Origin of the sequence: Streptomyces fulvoviolaceus (genome assembly GCF_000718165.1) — a bacterium.
Taxonomy (GTDB): Bacteria; Actinomycetota; Actinomycetes; order Streptomycetales; family Streptomycetaceae; genus Streptomyces; species Streptomyces fulvoviolaceus.
Genome location: NZ_JOEY01000027.1, coordinates 70,017 through 87,485 on the forward strand (window position 1 = coordinate 70,017; position 17,469 = coordinate 87,485).

The following is a 17,469-nucleotide window of genomic DNA, read 5'->3' on the forward strand; positions in this document are numbered from 1 at the left end:
TAGCACTACTTCCGCAGCTCGATGACGGTCTTGCCGATGCGGATCGGCGCGCCGGGCGCGATCGGCGTGGGGGTCGTCAGCCGCGTTCGATCGAGGTACGTGCCATTGGTGGAGCCCAGGTCCTCGACGATCCACTGGCCGTCGCGGTCCGGATAGATCCTGGCATGCCGGCTGGAGGCGTAGTCGTCGTCCAGCACGATGGTGCTGTCGTGCGCCCGGCCCAGCGTGATGGTCTGGCCCTGGAGCGCGACGGTGGTGCCGGTGAGTGTGCCCTCGGTCACCACCAGCTTGGTGGGGGCGTTGCGGCGCTGGCGGCCACCGGAGGCCTGCTGGCGTTGGGGCGGGGGCGCGGCCTGCCGGGCGGCCTGCTGCGGCCGCCCGCTCTCTCGCCTGGACCCGCGCTGAGTGACGCGCGTTCCGAACAGGTCGCTGCGGATGACCTGCACGGCCACGATCACGAACAGCCACAGTACGGCCAGGAAACCCAGCCGCATGACCGTGAGGGTCAGCTCTGACATTGCCCCCGCTTCACCCTTCGGCTTGCCGGTAAATGATGGTGGTGCTGCCCACGACGATCCGCGAGCCGTCGCGGAGCGTAGCGCGGGTGGTGTGCTGCCCGTCCACCACGATGCCGTTGGTGGACCCGAGATCCTGGATGGTCGAGGGCGTTCCGGTCCGGATCTCACAGTGCCGGCGCGAGACGCCGGGGTCGTCGATCCGCACGTCGGCCTCGGTGCTGCGGCCCAGCACCAGCGTCGCGCGGGAGATCTGATGGCGGGCGCCGTTGATCTCGATCCAGTGGCGGGTGCGTCCGCCGGCTGCCGGCTGTGCGGCCGGCGGACGCTGGGCGTCGGCGGGCTGCGGGTAGCCGTAGCCGCCGGGTGCGCCGGGGCGGCCGCCGGGGGGCGGCGCGGCCGGCATGGGCGGGGCGCTCGCGGGTGCGGCGGACGGCGGTTGGCCGTAGCCGCTGGGGGCGGTCGGCCGTGCGGCCGGGGCCGCGGTCCCGGGAGCCTGCTGATTGGTGGAGGAGGCGAGCGTACGGCTGCGCACCCGGTACAGGCCGGTGTCGAGGTCGTCCGCCTTCTCCAGGTGGACCTTGATGGGGCCCATGAAGGTGTAACGCTGCTGCTTGGCGTAGTCGCGCACCATGCCGGCGAGCTCGTCGCCGAGCTGGCCGGAGTAGGGGCTGAGCCGCTCGAAGTCCGGTGTGCTCAGCTCCACGATGAAGTCGTTGGGGACGACCGTGCGGTCGCGGTTCCAGATGGTCGCGTTGTTGTCGCACTCGCGCTGGAGTGCTCCCGCGATCTCCACGGGCTGCACCTCGGACTTGAACACCTTGGCGAAGGTGCCGTTGACCAGACCTTCGAGACGCTGCTCGAACTTCTTCAGGACTCCCATGGGGCACCTCCTTCGGCGTTGCCGTCCTGTGTACTGCGTACCTGGTACTGCTTACTGATCGTATCCACGCGCCGCTCGATCGGCTGGTTCCCCCTGTCGGACCGGTCGACAGGTGTCGACGACTCCGAAGTTCCCTGTGGAGCTCCCCTTCGAACTCCTCTGTCAAGGATCGTAGAGGCGGCCGCAGACCAGTGTCCCGCACCTGACTGTGGAGCCCGACCTGCTCCGGGGGAGACGGGGGCTACCGGTACGAGGTTGATACGTGAACCGTTACACGTTGATACGTAGCCGAGGGCGCCCCGGGTTGGTCGGTCGCCGGCGGGAGCTGACGAACCCGCTGGTGGGCGGCTGCCCAGGGATAAGGGATGTGAATCCACCCTCTCCGGCGTGCTAATGTTCTCGGTGTCGGAAGGCCCCGGACCACGCGGAACGGAGCCCAGGACACACCCAATGCGCGGGTGGCGGAATAGGCAGACGCGCTGGATTCAGGTTCCAGTGCCCGCAAGGGCGTGGGGGTTCAACTCCCCCCTCGCGCACCATACGAGACGGTCGTCATCGTGAACACGATGGCGGCCGTCTCGCTTTGTTGTGCCCGCGGGCAGGTGGGGCGCCGGGTGTGAGCTCTTTCTCACGTGAGCCCGGTCACCGGCGGGGGCGGGCGGGGCGGCGGTGGCATCGTGCTGCACCCTGTCCGGTCCCTGTGGGCGGGTGTCGGCACCCTGCCGGTGTGGCTCCCTGCATTGCATTTCCGTGGTGGGGAGCGGAAATGCTCGGCAGGAATTCAGTTGTCGGTCGGGCAGGGAGAACCGGTCGGCGAAGCGGGATGAATTTCTGTTTCTGATTTCCGAGAGGGAATTACTTAATGAGCGTTTTCGGTCGCCGCGTAGGACCCGATCCGGGGCTCGGAGCCCGTCGCGACGGCCGGCGTGGACGGGGTCGGCCCAGCTGGGGATGGCAGGTCCCCCTCCCGGTTCACCACGCGGTGCCGGGTTCCGACGAGGAGTTCGCGCCCGTGTGAAACCTTCCTGAGGCGCTCCGGAAAATCTTCGGGCGGTGAGTCCCGAAGTCGCTCCGCAGGCGCTCGTGACGCGTCGGGAAAAAACGAACTCCTGGAGCAGCGGAAGGAATTGGCCGAGGCGGATACGTTCCCGTATCGAGGAGCTCACACAGCGGTGCGAGGACCTTGCCGTACGGGGCGTGGCGATGCGCGGTGTCCGTCTCGACAGCGTTCACCTGCCCGCGGAAGATCGCGGTCACGAGGGCGGAGGTGTACGACCCGGCGGTCTGACGGGCCGACCTCCGGCTGAACCGAAGCCGGGCGCCGTACGGCTGTGGGCATGGGGCCGTAGACACATGTGCGCGGCGTCGGCCGGGACGGAGGAGGTGCCGACGGGCGCCGGTCAGGGGGTCACTCCCGCAGGCCGGCCAGTTCCACCGGCCGGCGCCGCATGGCGAGGCCGGCCGGGGCGACGGAGGAGACCACGGCGAGCACCGCACAGGCACCGACGGCCGCGCCGAGCTCCGCCCACGGCATCTCCACCGGGCTCCACACCGACAGCAAGCCGAGCGCGCCCCACATGCCCAACAGGTTGAGCCCGGCGACCAGGAGCCCGAGCACCCCGCCGACCGCGACGACCATCAGCGCCTCGGCGCCGACCAGCCGCAGCACCTGCCCCTGGGTGGCCCCGGCCAGCCGCAGCACGGCCAGGTCGCGGACCCGGTCGCAGGTCGCCATGACCATGGTGTTGGCCAGGGAGATGCCGGTGTAGAGCAGGGCGATGCCGAGGACCAGCAGGAAGCCGATGGGGGTCCCTCCGCTCGAGCGAAGCCGGGAGTGGGGGAGGGCGGTCCGGTTGGTCTCGGGGTAACTGGACTGTACCCACTGGGACTTGGTGAAGATCTCCCCGCCGGACGCGCTCACCGCGTTCCGCAGTCCGGCGGCCACCGCCGCGGAGTCGGCGCCGTCGGCGAGGGCGACGTCCACGCGGTCGACGCTCGCGCCGGGGGCGTTGGCCGGGGTGACGTAGACGCCGTTGTCGCCGGTGCCGGTGGTCATGACCGCGGCGATCCGCAGCGACTTCTTCGTGCCGTCGCCGAGCCAGACGTCCACGGTCTGTCCGACGGTGTGCTTCTCCCACTCCTCGTTGACGATGACCGACCCGTCGTCGAGGTCGCTCACCTTCCCGGCGGCCAGCGGCAGACGGACGGTCTCGGCGAGCGGGCCGGCCTCGGCGGCGCGGGCCTCGGACTTGATGAGGGCCACGCCCTCCTCCAGGACGTAGACGGCGCTCGACGAGGTCGCCGACACCTCGGCACCCTGCACCGCGCGCAGCTTCTCCACCGTCGCCGCGTCGAAGCCCGCGTCCCCGGCCGGGGTGACGACGAAGGCGGCGGCGGTCTGCTCGCGCGTCTCGGTGGCCTTGGCCTCGTTCAGCGTGGCGGTGGCGCCCAGCAGCGAGCCCGTGAGGGCGACCGTCACGAGGACGGGCGCCGCGATGGCAGCCGTACGACGGATGCCCGCGGCCGCGTTCTCGCGCACCAGCATCCCGCCCGCGCCCGGCAGTTGGGCCGGCAGCCAGGCGATCAGCCGGGTCAGCGGGCGCACCAGGACCGGCGCGAGCAGCGCGATCGCGGTGATCAGCAGCATCGGGCGGCTGACATAGGTCTTGCGGTGCAGCAGCTCGCCCGGGTCGGTCACCAGGGTCAGGCCCAGCGTCACCGCGGCGGTCAGCAGCAGGCCCGCCCCGAACAGTCGGCGGCCCCACGTCATCGCCTTGGTGTCCACGGACGCCTCGCGCAGCGCCTGGGTGGGACCGGTGCGGCCGGCCCGCCAGGACGCGGCGATCACCCCGAGCAGCGCGACGAGCAGTCCGGTCCAGAAGGCCATGTGGTACGGCCAGGTGAAGTCCCCGATGGTGAACCAGCTCGGCGCCAGCTCCCCGTCGACCACCCACTCGGCGAGCCGCGGGGCGCCGTACGCGCCGAGCACGCAGCCGGCCGCCGAGGCGAGCACGCCGACCAGCAGCGCCTCCGCGCACACCATCCGCCGGATCTGGCCCGGCGTGGCCCCCGCGGTGCGCAGCAGACCGAACTCCCGGCGCCGCTGGGCGACCGCGAAGGCGAAGGTGGACGCCACCACGAACACCGACACGAAGGCGGTGACCCCGCCGGCGGTGCCGAACATGGCGTTCATCGCGGTGAGCGCTTCGCTGTCGCGGTCCGGGTCGGCGTCCGCGAGGCGGCGCTCGGTGCCGGTGAGCACCTGGGCGGTGTCGCCCACCGCGCTTCTGACCGCCGTGGCATCCGCGTCCACCACCACCAGCTGCGTGCTCACCGGCGAGAGTTCGGCCGCCCGCGCGTCGGTGTAGAAGACGGCGTCCTCGAAGCCGCGCGGGGCGGCGGTGCCGACGGTGCCGACGACCGTCACGGTGCCGTGGTCGGTGCGCACCTGCTGACCGGTCCGGGCCCAGTCGCCGGTGACGACTTCGGTGGCCGCTCCGGGCGCTCGTCCGGCCGTGATCTCGTACGGCGTGAACGCGGCCGTGGACCAGGGGTGGCCCACCAGGTCGCCGGGCCCGCCCTCGGCGCGTACGGCGAAGGACCGGTCCGCGACGACGGTGCCGAGCTCCTTCAGCTTCGCCACGGTCTGCGCGGGCACCGCGCGCGGGTGGGCGAGCTTGTGGGTGCGGTCGCCGATCGGGGTCGGCACGGACAGGGTGTCCTGCCCGCGGACGACGACCGGCGCCGCGGCGAAGCGCTCCGGCTGCCGCTCGGGCGCGTCCAGCGAGGAGGCGAGGGCCAGCCCCATCACGACGAGCAGGGCGACGCCCAGCGAGAGCGCGACGAAGCTGCCGACGAAGGTGACCCAGCGGGTGCGCAGGGTACGAAGGGTGATGCTCAGCACGGGGTGGCCTCCGAGTTGCTCAGGAGGGCGGAGTCCGAGGTGGTCAGGAGGGGGGCTGCCGGGGCGGTCAGGAGGGCCGATTCCGAGGCGGGCGGTACCGCAGCCTCCAGCTTGGTCATGCGGGCGGCGATGTCGTCGGCGCCGGCCCCGGCCAGCTCGCCGTTGACGCGGCCGTCGACGAGGAAGACGACGCGGTCGGCGTAGGAGGCGGCCACCGGGTCGTGGGTGACCATGATGATCGTCTGGCCCTCACGGTCGACCATGCCGCGCAGCAGGGTTAGCACCTCACGGCTGGTCTGCGAGTCCAGGGCACCGGTCGGCTCGTCGCCGAAGAGGACCTCGGGGCGGGTGACCAGGGCGCGGGCCAGGGCGACGCGCTGCTGCTGCCCGCCGGACATCTCCGTCGGCCGGTGCCGGGCACGGTCGCCGAGCCCGACCTGCCGGAGCACCTCACGGACCTGGGCCTTCGGGACGCGCCGGCCGGCCAGGCGCAGCGGCAGGGAGACGTTCTGCTCGGCGGTCAGCGACGGCAGCAGGTTGAACGCCTGGAAGACGAACCCGATGCGCTCCCGGCGCAGCAGGGTCAGCTTGGTCTCGCTGAGCCTGGTCAGCTCGGTGCCGCCCACCGCGACCGAGCCCGAGGTGGGGCGGTCCAGGCCCGCGGCACACTGCAGCAGGGTCGACTTGCCGGAGCCGGAGGGGCCCATGACGGCGGTGAAGGTGCCGCGCGGGAAGGAGAGGGAGACCTGGTCGAGCGCCGTCACGGCGCTGTCGTCCGACCCGTACCTCCTGCTGACGGAACGCAACTGGATGGCGTCGTTGTTCATGTGTCCCCACTTCGTTCGGTGTCTGTCCTCCCGCGCACCTGGGCGGGACAGGGCATCGGGGCATCGAGGGTTCGGGGGTTTGGGCATCGGGCATCGGGCTGTGCGGGGTCTGTCACCCGGGCCCGGTGGGCCCGATGACGTAGCCGACGAACACCGCGCCCGCGCCCCGCCGTTCGATCGGACCGAGGGCCCGCTCGGTGTACCTGCGCCCGCCCGCCCGGGCCTGCGGCGGGGTCAGGATCCGGGACTTCCGGTACCGGCCGACGGCGTAGCCGGCCAGGTTGCCCAGGGCCGCGCCGGTCGATGCGGTCAGCAGCACCGCGCCGGTCGATGCGGTCAGCAGCAGCACGCCGGTCAATGCCGTCAGCAGCACCGCGGCGAGAATGCCGGTGCCGCCGTGCGCTGCCATCTGCTCCGCCGGCCAAGCCGTCATCCGGGGTGCCGCCTCTCTCGTCTTCTCGATGCCTCCACGAAACCGTGCGGAGCCACTCGGACGCAGTGCGGCAGAACCGAGACTCGGGGTAGGGCCAGGCATACCCACGGGGCTCGTCTCAGCCTGCCTGGACCGGCCAACCGGGCCGTACGACAGTGGAGTTACGACAGTGGAGTTGGGCTTCACCCGGTGAGGCGCCCGTGACCCGTCGTAGGGCGGCCGGGACCGTCGTACGGCCGACTCGGCGGCACCCCGCCCACCGGCCCGTACCCCGCCTCCCACCTGGCCGGATCGTGGCCCGCGCGCCCCCGGGGGTATGGCCGGCCCTACCCTCCGTCCGCCCCCTGGACCCATGGCCCCGCCCCCCGCCGCCCTTCTACCGTGATCCCCATGCACCCTCGGAATGTGTGGCAGGCCATGTCCCGGCCGGGCTTCCTGCTGTCGGCGTGGCCGTGGCGCTCGGTCGGCTATCTGCTGACCGGTGTGGTCTGCGGTGTCCTCGCCCTGGTGGGGATCGTGACGCTGGCCGCGGTCGGCGGCGCCCTGGCCATCGTGCTCGTGGGGCTGCCGCTGCTCGTCGTCCTCGCGCTGGCCGGCCTCCCGGTCGCCCGGGTGGAGCGGCGCAGGCTGCGGCTGGTCGACCTGGACCCGGCCCCCGACCCGCAGCGGCTGCCCGCCACCGAGGGCCTGTGGGTCTGGCTCATGACCCGGCTGCGGGAGCAGGCGACCTGGCGCGAACTCGGGTACGCCCTGCTGTTCGCCGGCCTGCTCTGGCCGGCCGACGCCCTCGTGGTCACCGTCGCCCTGCTCTTCCCGGTGTCCATGGCCGCCACTCCGCTGCTCATGGCCACCGTCGGCGGGGGCGAGGAGACGAAGGTGCTCAAGCAGTGGACGGTCACCACCTGGCCGACGGCGTTCGGGGTCGCCGTCCTCGGGCTGCTGCTGCTGGCCCTCGGCGCCTATGTCCTCGGCGTCGCGGCCGGCGCCCGCGCCGAACTGACCCGCCTGCTGATCGCCGACCGGGACGCCGAACTCGGCGCCAGGGTCGTCGAACTGAGCCGTTCCCGCGTGCGGTTGGTGGACGCCTTCGAGGCGGAACGCCGGCGCATCGAGCGCGACCTGCACGACGGTGCCCAACAGCGCCTGGTCGCCCTGACGATGACGCTGGGCCTGGCCCGCCTCGACGTCCCGCCCGGACCGCTCGCCGATCAGCTCGCCAAGGCCCACGACGAGGCGGGCAAGGCGCTCGCGGAGCTGCGCGAGCTCATCCACGGCATCCACCCCAAGGTCCTCGCGGACTACGGCCTGACCGCCGCCGTCGCCGACGCCGCGGACCGGTCCGTGGTCCCGGTCGACGTCGAACTGGCGGTGCCGGGGCGGCTGGAGCAGGCGGTGGAGGCGGCCGCGTACTTCGTCGTCTGCGAGGCCCTCGCCAACATCGCCAAGCACAGCGGCGCACAGCGCGCCGAGGTGCGGGGCGGGCACGCGGGCGGACGGCTGCTGCTCGAGGTGCGGGACGACGGCCGCGGCGGCGCCGACGCCTCGGCGGGCAGCGGACTGACCGGACTCGCGGACCGGGTGTCGGTCCTGGATGGCAAACTCGCCCTGTCCAGTCCGCCGGGCGGACCGACCCTGCTGCGTGTGGAGTTTCCTTGCGAGTTGACCGAGGCGGCCGATCGCTCCGCGTAGTACTGGCCGAGGACAGCGTGCTGCTGCGCGAGGGCCTCATCGGCCTGCTCGGCCGCTGCGGCCACGAGGTCGTCGCGGCCGTCGGCGACGCCGAGGCGCTGATCGCCGCCGCCGAGGAGCACACCCCCGACATCGTCGTCACCGACGTCCGTATGCCGCCCGGTTTCCAGGACGAGGGCCTGCACGCCGCGGTCCGCCTCCGCGAGACCCGTCCCGGCCTGCCGGTGCTGGTCCTCAGTCAGTACGTGCAGCGGGCGTACGCCTCCGAACTCCTCGACTCCGGCGACGGCACCGGCGTCGGCTACCTCCTCAAGGACCGGGTCGGGCAGGTCGAGGAGTTCGTCGACGCGCTGTGCGAGGTCGCGGGCGGCGGCACGGTCGTGGACCCCGAGGTCGTACGACAGCTGCTGCGCCGCCGCCGGGACCCGCTGGAGCGGCTCACCCCGCGCGAGCGGGAGGTCCTCGCACTGATCGCGCAGGGCAGGTCCAACGGGGCGATCGCCCGTGAACTCGTCGTCTCCGAGGCGGCGGTCGGCAAGCACATCGGGGGGATCCTGACGAAGCTGGACCTGCCGCCGGCGGACGAGACGCACCGGCGGGTGCTGGCGGTGTTGGCGTATTTGCGGGCGTGAGGGGGTGGGGGCCGGGGGGCTTCGTGGCCCGGTGGCCCGGTGGCCCGGTGGCCCGGTGGCCGGTGGCCGGTGGCCGGTGGCCCGTTGGCCGGGAAGCATCTCCCGATATAGGTGTGGCATGCGTACGGCTTAGCGCCGACGTGAACTGTGGGCCGCGCCCGGCGACTCCCGCCGGGCGCCCCGTGCCCCGGTGAATCCTTCCGGGGCACCTGTGCCGGGAGGTAAGGCCCGTGCGCCGTCGCCTCACCGTCTCGCTGCTCGCCGCCCCCTGCTCCCTGCCTCCTGTTCACCGCTGCGCTCGCCGTGCTCACCAGCTGGACCCAGACCGGCACGTTCGACGCCAACAAGGCCCGCCTGGACACCGCGTTCCACGCCGGCCTCCAGCGCGTCCGCGCGACCTGCTCGGGCCTGAAGAAGGCCTCGTGCAACGCGACGGTGTGGACGTACTACCAGGCTGTGGACAAGCTGGGCTGAGTTGTCCACAGGGTCTGACGCGTTTCGGCCACCGGCTGTACGGTCGGCACAAGTTGATGTTCGGGCCGACGGTCGGGCCGAGGTGCGGAATGGCGCGGGGAGGCGGTCGCAGTGACCGAGAGCGGTGTGAGTGTGGAGACCGGGGTGCGGGGGACGGTTTCGGACACCGGGCCGGTGCGGCGGCTGCCCAGGGTGCCCGGCTTCGCCGAGCGGTCCGCCGCGGGCTCGCCCAAGCAGGAGGGCAAGGCCCTGCGCGACGGCGTCCCGCGCAGCGCGCACGCCACGCTCGACCTCGACGCCTCCCGCCCCGACGCGGTGAGCGCGGTCGAGGCGTCGAGCCACGGCCGCATACCCGGGCTCAAGCCGATCCGGATCGGCAGGATGGCGGCCACGCCGTTCGCCTTCCTGCGCGGCGCGGCGGGCCTCATGGCGCACGACCTGGCCCGCACCCCCATGACCAGGATCCGCGCCCAGATCTGCGGCGACGCGCACGCGGCGAACTTCGGCCTGTACGGCGACGCCCGCGGCGGCCTGGTCATCGACCTGAACGACTTCGACGAGACGGTCCACGGCCCCTGGGAGTGGGACCTCAAGCGGCTCGTCGCCTCGCTGGTCCTCGCGGGCCGGGAGGCCGGCGCCGACGAGGACACCTGCCGGGCGGCGGCGCACGGCGCGGTGGGGGCGTACCGCCGCACCATGCGGCTGCTCGCCAGGCTCCCGGTCCTGGACGCGTGGAACGCCATCGCGGACGAGGAGCTGGTCTCCCACACCGACGCCCATGACCTGATCGGCACCCTGGAGCGGGTCTCGGAGAAGGCGCGGGCCAACACCAGCGGGCGTTTCGCGGCGAAGTCGACGGAGCCGACCGAGGACGGCGGCCGCCGCTTCGTGGACGCCTCGCCCGTACTGCGGCGCGTTCCCGACGCAGAGGCGGCAGCAGTGGCCGCGTCCCTGGAGGAGTACGTGACCACGCTCTCCGAGGACCGCCTCCCGCTGCTGGCCCGGCACGCGGTGCACGACGTGGCGTTCCGCGTGGTCGGCACGGGCAGCGTCGGCACCCGCTCCTATGTCGTCCTCCTGCTGGACCACCGCGGCGAGCCGCTGGTCCTGCAGGTGAAGGAGGCGCGGGCCTCCGCCCTGGTGCCGCACCTGGTGACCGCCGGCTTCGAGGCGCCGCCCGTCGACCACGAGGGCCGCCGGGTCGTGCTGGGCCAGAAGCGCATGCAGGTCGTCAGCGACATCCTGCTGGGCTGGACGACGGTCGAGGGCCGTCCCTACCAGGTCCGTCAGTTCCGCAACCGCAAGGGCAGCGTCGACCCCGCGGCCCTCTCCGCCGACCAGATCGACGACTACGGCCGCATGACCGGCGCCCTTCTGGCCCGCGCCCACGCCCACAGCGCGGACCCCCGCGTGATCGCCGGCTACTGCGGCAAGAGCGAGGAACTCGACGAGGCGATGGCGGCCTTCGCCGTGGCTTACGCCGACCGCACCGAAGCGGACCACGCGGACCTGGTGGCGGCGGTACGGGTGGGGAGGGTCGCGGCGGAGCTGGGGGTGTGAGGACGGGCGGTGCCTCGCGTGGCCGGGGCGGCCGGAGCCCCGGCGCGGCACGCACGGGGGCAGGAATGCGGTACGCGGCCTGAAGGCCTTGCCTGCACCCCGCGCCCCGCAGGCCTTGCCCGCGTCCCGCACCCCGCGCCCCGCACGAGGTGCGAGGCCGATCCGCCCGTCTGATGCTGAGAGGCCATCCGTCCGCCCGAGGGCATCCCGGAGCAGAGCCTGGCCTGCGGAAAGCGGGGCATCGAGTGGGACACCGCGTCGCTCTGCCGGAAGCCGCTGCCGACGTGCCGGTCGGTGTCTGCTCCTCGGCGTGAGCAGAGGGCACCGGCGCCGTGGCCTACGCTGTTCGGATGACGACCCCGGAAGCTGAGCAGCAGGGTGGGGGTGCCGCCGGTGAGGAGCAGGTGACGCCCGAGGGCGCCGGTGTGCCCCGGCCCGAAGAGCGGCTGGAGCGGGCCGTGCGCGCCGCCGAGCAGGCGCTGATCGAGTACGAGATCGCGGTGGAGACCTTCCGCATCGAGGTGGACAACTTCTCCCGGCTCCACCACCAGAGGCTCGGCCCGGTGTACGCGCGGCTCGACGAACTGGACGCCCAGATAGCGGAGGCCCGGGCCGCCCGCACCGGCGACCCCGAGGACCGGCGCAAGGCGGACGAGGCACGGGCCCGGGTGCTGCCCATGCCCGGCGTCGAGGAGCTGTTCCACGGCTGGATGGACGGGGAGGGGCTGTTCCCGGAGGCCGAGGCGATGCTCACCGACCAGCCGGTGCAGCCCCCGCAGCGGGTGCGCCCCAGCGACGAGGCCCGCAAGCTCTACCGCGAGCTGGCCCGCAAGGCCCACCCCGACCTGGCGCAGGAGGACGGGGAGCGGGCACGGCGCGAGGAGTTCATCACCCGGGTCAACGCCGCCTACTCCCGCGGCGACGAGACGCTGCTGCGGGAACTGGCCGAGGAGTGGGCCGCGGGCCCCGTGCCCAAGGAACAGGGCCCCACCCCCGCCGAGGAGCTCTACGCCCGCCTCGAATGGCTCGCCCAGCGCAAGGAACTGCTCTCGGTGGTCGCGCGGGAGCTGGAGGAGAGCGCGATCGGCGGGATGCTCCGGCTGGCCCCGGACGACCCGGACCGCCTCCTGGAGGAGATCGCCGAGCAGCTGCTGGCGCAGGTTTCCGAGCGCGAGTCGGAGCTGGCGGAGCTGCTCGGGCAGGAGTGACCCATGGCCGTGTCCGGTCCGCGCCGGCGTCGGGTAGCGTCGGACACATGTCTTTTGGAGCTGGTGTGCCCACGGTCGAGGTCACGGACCTCAAGGACAGCGACTTCCTGCTGGACGTCCGCGAGGACGACGAGTGGCAGGCGGGTCACGCCGAAGGGGCGCTGCACATTCCCATCAGTGAGTTCGTCGCCCGGTACGGCGAGCTGACCGAGGCGGCACCGCAGGACGGGCGGGTCCACGTGATCTGCCGCTCCGGTGGCCGCTCGGCCCAGGTCACGATGTACCTCGCCCAGCAGGGCATCGACGCCGTGAACGTCGACGGCGGCATGCAGCTGTGGGCGGAGGTCGGCCGCCCCGTGGTGACCGACGACGGACAGCCGGGCTTCGTTCTCTAGCCCCCTCCCGGCCGCTCAGCCCAGGGGATGGGCCGCCAGCAGGTCCCCCAACGCCTCCTCGTGTGCCGCCGCCGGGCCGAGCGACAGTTCCAGGTACTTGGCCCAGGCGTGGTACCGGTGCAGGGGATAGTCGACGTCGGCACCGAACCCGCCGTGCAGATGCTGTGCCGTCTGCACGACCCGCCGCACGCCCTCCGAGGCCCAGATCTTGGCCACGGCGACGTCCCCGGCCGCGGGCAGCGCACCCTGCGCCCCCGAACCGATCCGCCACGCGGCCTGCCACAGCGTGACCTCCATCGCGCGCAGGTCGATGTACCGGTCGGCGGCCTGCACGGCGACGGCCTGGAAGGTGGCGACCGGGAACCCGAACTGCTCCCGCTTGCTCGTGTACTCGCTGCTCATCCGCAGCACCCGCTCGCCCAGCCCGAGCGCCAGCGCACACGTCCCCGTGGTCAGCAGATCCCGCAACCACTCCCACGCGCCCTCGGTGTCGATCACGTCCCGATCCGCGATCCGCGCGGACTCCAGCCGCAGCTCGCCCAGCCGCTCCCCGCTGGTGGAGAACTGCTCCCCGAGCACGACCCCTTCACCCACCCGGGGGACCAGCGCGAGGACGGTCCGATCGGCGGCCGTCCGCGCCGGTACGACGACGAAGTCGGCGTTGTACGCCCACGGCACCGCCGTCTGCACCCCGTCCAGGACCCAGTCGGCGCCCTCCTGCCGAGCGGTGACGGCGAGTTCGGCCGGGTCGTGACCGGTACGGCCGTTCGCGGCGACGGTCAGCACGACCTCCCCGCGCCCGGCCCCGGCCAGCAGACCTGACCTCAACTCCTCACCGCCGTAGGCCTGTACGGCCGACATGGCCGCGCTGCTCTCCAGCAACGGCACCCGCGCCAGCACCTTCGCCGACTCCCGCAGCACCAGGCACAGCGCGATGGCGTCCAGGCCGGCCCCGCCGTACTCCGGGTCCAGCAGCAGGCTCAGCAGGTCCGCGTCGGCGAGCCTGGCCCACAGCGCACGGTCGAAGTCGTCGGCGACGGCGCCTGTGGTGAGCGCCGGGCTGGGCACCGCGTCCGGCGCGACGTCGGCGAACACGCCGCGCGCCGCCTCGGCCGCCGCCTGCTGCTCCTCGGTGAAGGTGAAGTCCACGGTCCCGGTCCTCCCGACGGCTCAGCTGATCTGACGGTCCGTCAAGATAGAACAGGTTCTAGAAGAAGGGAACGGGCTGCCGATGCCTACGTGTCGAATACCTACGTGTCGAATACCTACCTGTCGAAGGTCTACCTGTCGAAGTCCAACTCCACCTTCTCGGTCACGGGATGCGACTGGCACGCCAGCACATACCCCGACTCCGTCTCCTCCGGCTCCAGCGCGAAGTTGCGGTCCATGCGCACCTCGCCGGAGACCAGGAAGGCCCGGCACGTCCCGCACACCCCGCCCTTGCAGGCGTAGGGCGCGTCGGGTCGGTTGCGCAGCACTGTCTCCAGAAGGGACTCGCCGTCCTGGACGGGCCAGCTCCCGCCGCGGCCGTCCAGCCGGGCGGTCACCGTGCTGTGCGCGGGAGCAGGCGCGGTCGCGGTCGCGGTGGGGGCGACGGGGTCCACATGGAAGATCTCCTCATGGATGCGGGTACGCGCGACCCCGAGCTCCCGCAAGGCCCGTTCCGCCCCCTGCACCAGCCCGAACGGCCCGCACAGGAACCACCCCGCCACCCGCTCCACCGGCAACAGCGCCGGCAACAGCCCGGTGAGCCGCTCCCGGTCGAGCCGTCCGGACGGCAGCCCCGCCTGCTGCTCCTCCCGGGACAGCACCGTGACCAGCTGGAACCGCTCCGGCCAACGGTCCTTCAGATCGGCGACCTCCTCGAGGAACATCGTCGAGGCGGACGTCCGGTCGCTGCGTATCAGACAGAACCGGGCCTCCGGCTCGCGCGCCAGCAGCGTCGCCGCGATCGACAGCACCGGGGTGATGCCGCTGCCGCCGACGATCGCCGCGTAGAGCCCGGGCGCGGGGTCCAGGCTGAAGCGTCCCGCCGGTGTCATCACCTCCAGCTCGTCACCGGCGTTGATCTCCTTGAGCGCGTACGCCGAGAAGGCCCCGCCGTCCACCAGTCGCACCCCGACCCGCAGCGTGCGGGGCCCGTCGCCGGCCGGGGCCGGTGCCGGGGAGCAGATCGAGTACGTCCGCCGGATCTCCTGGCCGTCGGCCGTGCGGCGCAGGGCGAGATGCTGGCCCGCGGCGTGCCGGTACTCCTCGCGGAGCTCGGGCGGCACGGTGAAGGTGAGGGCCACGGAGTCGTCGGTGAGCCGGTCGACCGCGGCCACCGGGAGCGGGTGGAAGCGGGCCATCACAACTCCTTGAAGTGGTCGAACGGTTCACGGCACGCGAGGCACCGCCGCAGCGCCTTGCACGCCGTCGAGGAGAACCGGCTGAGCAGCTCGGTGTCGGCGGACCCGCAGTGCGGGCACCGGATGGGGTCGGTCTCCGGGGCGAGGGCGGCCCGGGTCGGCCCCAGCTGGAGGGCGACCGGTCCGGCGGTCCGCCCCGCGCGCGGCGGCGCGATGCCGAACTCCCGCAATTTGCGCCGCCCTTCGTCGGTGATGTCGTCCGTCGACCAGGCGGGAGCGAGCACCCTGCGGACGGTGACCTCCCGCATCCCGTGCTCCTGGAGCACCCGCTCGATGTCCACGGACATCGACTCGACGGCCGGGCAGCCGGTGTACGTCGGGGTCAGCTCGACCTCGACCGAGTCCGCACCTCTCATGTGCACCGCGCGCACCACGCCCAGCTCCCGCAGCGTGAGCACGGGCAGTTCGGGGTCGGGCACCGAACCGGCGAGCGCGAGGAGTTCCGCCTCCAGCGGGGTGGTCGTCACCATGACGCCCCCGGGTGACTGCGGTGGAGGTGCTGCATCTCGGCGAGCATCCGCCCGAAGGGCTCGGTGTGCAGGCCCTGCCGGCCTGCCCCGGCCCTCCACGCCCCGGAGCGCGGACCTTCGGGGACGGTCAGGGTGGCCCGGCGCAGCATGCCCTCGACGGACTCCAGCCACGCCGCCTCCAGGGCGGCTCCGTCGACGTCGAGCCCCTCCACCGGCCGGAACATCTCGCCGGTGAACCTCCACAGCGCCTCGCACGCCCGCTGGGCGCGCTCATGGCTCTCGTCCGTACCGTCGCCGAGCCGCACGGTCCACTGCTCGGCGTGGTCACGGTGGTAGGCGACCTCCTTGACGGCCTTCGCGGCGAGCGGCGCGAAGGGGCCGTCGCCCGCGGCCAGTTCGGCGTAGAGCAGGTGCTGGTAGGTGGAGAAGTACAGCTGGCGGAGGATGGTGTGGGCGAAGTCGCCGTTCGGCTGCTCGACCAACTGGACGTTGCGGAAGGCGCGTTCCTCGCGCAGGTAGGCCAGCTCGTCCTCGTCGCCGACCAACGACAGCAGCACCCGGGCCTGGCCCAGCAGGTCCAGCGCGATGTTGGCGAGGGCGACCTCCTCCTCCAGGACGGGGGCGTGGCCGGCCCACTCCCCGAGGCGGTGCGAGAGCACCAGGGCGTCGTCGCCGAGGGCGAGGGCAGCGGTCGTGGACACGGTGGTGGTCACAGGTGCTTCACCCCCTCCGGGATCTCGTAGAACGTCGGGTGCCGGTACGGCTTGTCGGCGGACGGTTCGAAGAACGGGTCCTTCTCGTCGGGCGAGGACGCCGTGATCGAGGACGAGGGGACGACCCAGATCGAGACGCCTTCGCCGCGCCGGGTGTACAGATCACGGGCGTTGCGCAGGGCGAGCTCCGCGTCCGGTGCGTGCAGGCTGCCGGCGTGGGTGTGGGAGAGGCCGCGGCGGGAGCGTACGAAGACCTCCCACAGAGGCCAGTCGGTGTTCGTCATGCGCGTGTTGCTCCCGTCTCGCCGGTGTGCTTGTCCGCGTAGGCCGCGGCCGCCTCCCGCACCCAGGCGCCCTCGTCGTGCGCGCGCCTGCGCTGCGTTATCCGCTGTTCGTTGCAGGGGCCGTTGCCCTTGAGGACCTCCCGGAACTCCGTCCAGTCGATCGGGCCGAAGTCGTGCTGCCCGCGCTCCTCGTTCCACCTCAGGTCCGGGTCGGGGAGGGCGAGGCCCAGCGACTCGGCCTGCGGGACACAGATGTCGACGAAGCGCTGGCGCAGCTCGTCGTTGGAATGGCGCTTGATCTTCCACGCCATCGACTGCGCGGAGTGCGCGGACTCGTCGTCGGGCGGGCCGAACATCATCAGGGACGGCCACCACCAGCGGTCCACCGCGTCCTGCGCCATCGCGTGCTGCTCGGGGGTGCCGCGGCTGAGGGCCAGCAGCAGTTCGTACCCCTGGCGCTGGTGGAAGGACTCCTCCTTGCAGATGCGGACCATCGCGCGTGCGTACGGGCCGTAGGAGCAGCGGCACAGGGGCACCTGGTTGGTGATCGCGGCGCCGTCCACCAGCCAGCCGATCGCGCCGACGTCCGCCCAGGTCAGGGTCGGGTAGTTGAAGATCGAGGAGTACTTCTGGCGGCCGCTGTGCAGCTTGTCGAGCAGTTCGTCGCGGCCGGTGCCGAGGGTCTCGGCCGCGCTGTAGAGGTAGAGGCCGTGGCCGGCCTCGTCCTGGACCTTGGCCATCAGGATGGCCTTGCGGCGCAGTGAGGGTGCGCGCGTGATCCAGTTCGCCTCCGGCTGCATACCGATGATCTCGGAGTGGGCGTGCTGGGCGATCTGCCGGACGAGGGTCGCGCGGTAGGCGTCGGGCATCCAGTCGCGCGGCTCGATGCGCTCGTCGGCGGCCACCGCGGCGTCGAAGCGCCGCTCGTACGCGACGGTGTCGACGGCGGTGTCCTGGGCGCCGTACGCCTGTGTACGGGTCGTCTGGTGCGCGGCTGCTGTCGCCATGAGGTCCCCCTCGACCTGGGCCCTGCCGGAATCTGCTCCCGACCGATCGTTCGGTTCGTGCGATTCC

16 protein-coding genes, 1 tRNA gene and 1 pseudogene are annotated in these 17,469 nt (G+C 72.5%); 7 read left to right on the top strand and 11 right to left on the bottom strand.

Annotated features, from left to right (window positions below; genetic code table 11):
* Positions 1 to 5 precede the first annotated feature (5 nt).
* Together IG08_RS0128065 and IG08_RS0128070 are read right to left on the bottom strand one after the other, a co-directional pair.
* On the bottom strand, positions 6 to 518 hold the full coding sequence (locus tag IG08_RS0128065; protein WP_030608192.1) for an FHA domain-containing protein FhaB/FipA: 513 nt from the start codon (positions 516 to 518) through the stop codon (positions 6 to 8).
* A gap of 10 nt (positions 519 to 528) precedes the next feature.
* Entirely contained in the window at positions 529 to 1,398 is an 870-nt protein-coding gene (locus IG08_RS0128070; RefSeq protein ID WP_030608195.1) for an FhaA domain-containing protein, read from the bottom strand.
* A gap of 452 nt (positions 1,399 to 1,850) precedes the next feature.
* Here IG08_RS0128070 and IG08_RS0128075 point away from each other — a divergent pair.
* A tRNA-Leu gene (locus IG08_RS0128075) sits at positions 1,851 to 1,937 on the top strand.
* An 869-nt stretch (positions 1,938 to 2,806) separates the two neighbouring features.
* On the opposite strand, the gene IG08_RS0128080 is transcribed toward IG08_RS0128075, so the two are convergent.
* From IG08_RS0128080 to IG08_RS0128090, 3 genes are all read right to left on the bottom strand, one after another.
* Positions 2,807 to 5,302, bottom strand: coding sequence for an FtsX-like permease family protein (locus IG08_RS0128080; RefSeq protein ID WP_030608198.1), 2,496 nt, complete (start codon positions 5,300 to 5,302; stop codon positions 2,807 to 2,809).
* A complete protein-coding gene (locus IG08_RS0128085) occupies positions 5,296 to 6,129 on the bottom strand; it encodes an ABC transporter ATP-binding protein (RefSeq protein WP_078655787.1) in 834 nt (277 codons plus the stop codon). Before IG08_RS0128085 ends, IG08_RS0128080 begins: the two co-directional genes overlap by 7 nt.
* Before the next feature lie 112 nt (positions 6,130 to 6,241).
* Positions 6,242 to 6,562 carry an SNARE-associated domain-containing protein gene (locus tag IG08_RS0128090; protein ID WP_030608202.1) on the bottom strand — a complete coding sequence of 107 codons (321 nt, stop codon included), beginning with the start codon at positions 6,560 to 6,562 and terminating at the stop codon, positions 6,242 to 6,244.
* A 417-nt stretch (positions 6,563 to 6,979) separates the two neighbouring features.
* Here IG08_RS0128090 and IG08_RS0128095 point away from each other — a divergent pair, with 417 nt between their 5' ends.
* The 6 genes and pseudogenes from IG08_RS0128095 (at position 6,980) to IG08_RS0128120 (ending at position 12,520) form a co-directional block, all read left to right on the top strand.
* Entirely contained in the window at positions 6,980 to 8,251 is a 1,272-nt protein-coding gene (locus IG08_RS0128095; protein ID WP_030608204.1) for a sensor histidine kinase, read from the top strand.
* Complete coding sequence (locus IG08_RS0128100; RefSeq protein ID WP_052424914.1) at positions 8,215 to 8,883, top strand: response regulator transcription factor; 669 nt, start codon at positions 8,215 to 8,217, stop codon at positions 8,881 to 8,883. Before IG08_RS0128095 ends, IG08_RS0128100 begins: the two co-directional genes overlap by 37 nt.
* A 324-nt stretch (positions 8,884 to 9,207) precedes the next feature.
* Positions 9,208 to 9,357, top strand: a pseudogene (locus tag IG08_RS60255) (phospholipase); the annotation flags it as partial.
* A 111-nt stretch (positions 9,358 to 9,468) separates the two neighbouring features.
* Positions 9,469 to 10,917, top strand: coding sequence for a DUF2252 domain-containing protein (locus IG08_RS0128110; protein ID WP_390898490.1), 1,449 nt, complete (start codon positions 9,469 to 9,471; stop codon positions 10,915 to 10,917).
* A gap of 350 nt (positions 10,918 to 11,267) precedes the next feature.
* The gene (locus IG08_RS0128115; RefSeq protein WP_030608210.1) at positions 11,268 to 12,125 is read left to right on the top strand and encodes a J domain-containing protein; all 858 of its coding nucleotides are present in this window, start codon (positions 11,268 to 11,270) and stop codon (positions 12,123 to 12,125) included.
* A gap of 65 nt (positions 12,126 to 12,190) precedes the next feature.
* Positions 12,191 to 12,520, top strand: coding sequence for a rhodanese-like domain-containing protein (locus IG08_RS0128120; RefSeq protein WP_030608211.1), 330 nt, complete (start codon positions 12,191 to 12,193; stop codon positions 12,518 to 12,520).
* A 15-nt stretch (positions 12,521 to 12,535) separates the two neighbouring features.
* Here IG08_RS0128120 and IG08_RS0128125 read toward each other — a convergent pair whose 3' ends face one another.
* The 6 genes from IG08_RS0128125 to paaA all read right to left on the bottom strand — a co-directional run bounded on the left by IG08_RS0128125 (position 12,536) and on the right by paaA (position 17,402).
* A complete protein-coding gene (locus tag IG08_RS0128125; protein WP_030608213.1) occupies positions 12,536 to 13,669 on the bottom strand; it encodes an acyl-CoA dehydrogenase family protein in 1,134 nt (377 codons plus the stop codon).
* A 131-nt stretch (positions 13,670 to 13,800) separates the two neighbouring features.
* Positions 13,801 to 14,868 (bottom strand): 2Fe-2S iron-sulfur cluster-binding protein, encoded by a 1,068-nt coding sequence (locus tag IG08_RS0128130; protein ID WP_030608215.1) that lies wholly within the window; start codon positions 14,866 to 14,868, stop codon positions 13,801 to 13,803.
* Positions 14,868 to 15,398, bottom strand: coding sequence for a 1,2-phenylacetyl-CoA epoxidase subunit PaaD (gene paaD, locus IG08_RS0128135; protein ID WP_030608217.1), 531 nt, complete (start codon positions 15,396 to 15,398; stop codon positions 14,868 to 14,870). Before paaD ends, IG08_RS0128130 begins: the two co-directional genes overlap by 1 nt.
* A complete protein-coding gene (gene paaC / locus IG08_RS0128140) occupies positions 15,392 to 16,111 on the bottom strand; it encodes a 1,2-phenylacetyl-CoA epoxidase subunit PaaC (protein WP_030608219.1) in 720 nt (239 codons plus the stop codon). The genes paaD and paaC overlap by 7 nt, the downstream gene beginning before the upstream one ends.
* Positions 16,108 to 16,395: a 1,2-phenylacetyl-CoA epoxidase subunit PaaB gene (paaB, locus tag IG08_RS0128145; RefSeq protein ID WP_030608221.1), complete on the bottom strand. Its 288-nt coding sequence runs from the start codon at positions 16,393 to 16,395 to the stop codon at positions 16,108 to 16,110. The genes paaC and paaB overlap by 4 nt, the downstream gene beginning before the upstream one ends.
* The gene (gene paaA / locus IG08_RS0128150) at positions 16,392 to 17,402 is read right to left on the bottom strand and encodes a 1,2-phenylacetyl-CoA epoxidase subunit PaaA (protein WP_030608223.1); all 1,011 of its coding nucleotides are present in this window, start codon (positions 17,400 to 17,402) and stop codon (positions 16,392 to 16,394) included. Before paaA ends, paaB begins: the two co-directional genes overlap by 4 nt.
* Positions 17,403 to 17,469 lie beyond the last annotated feature (67 nt).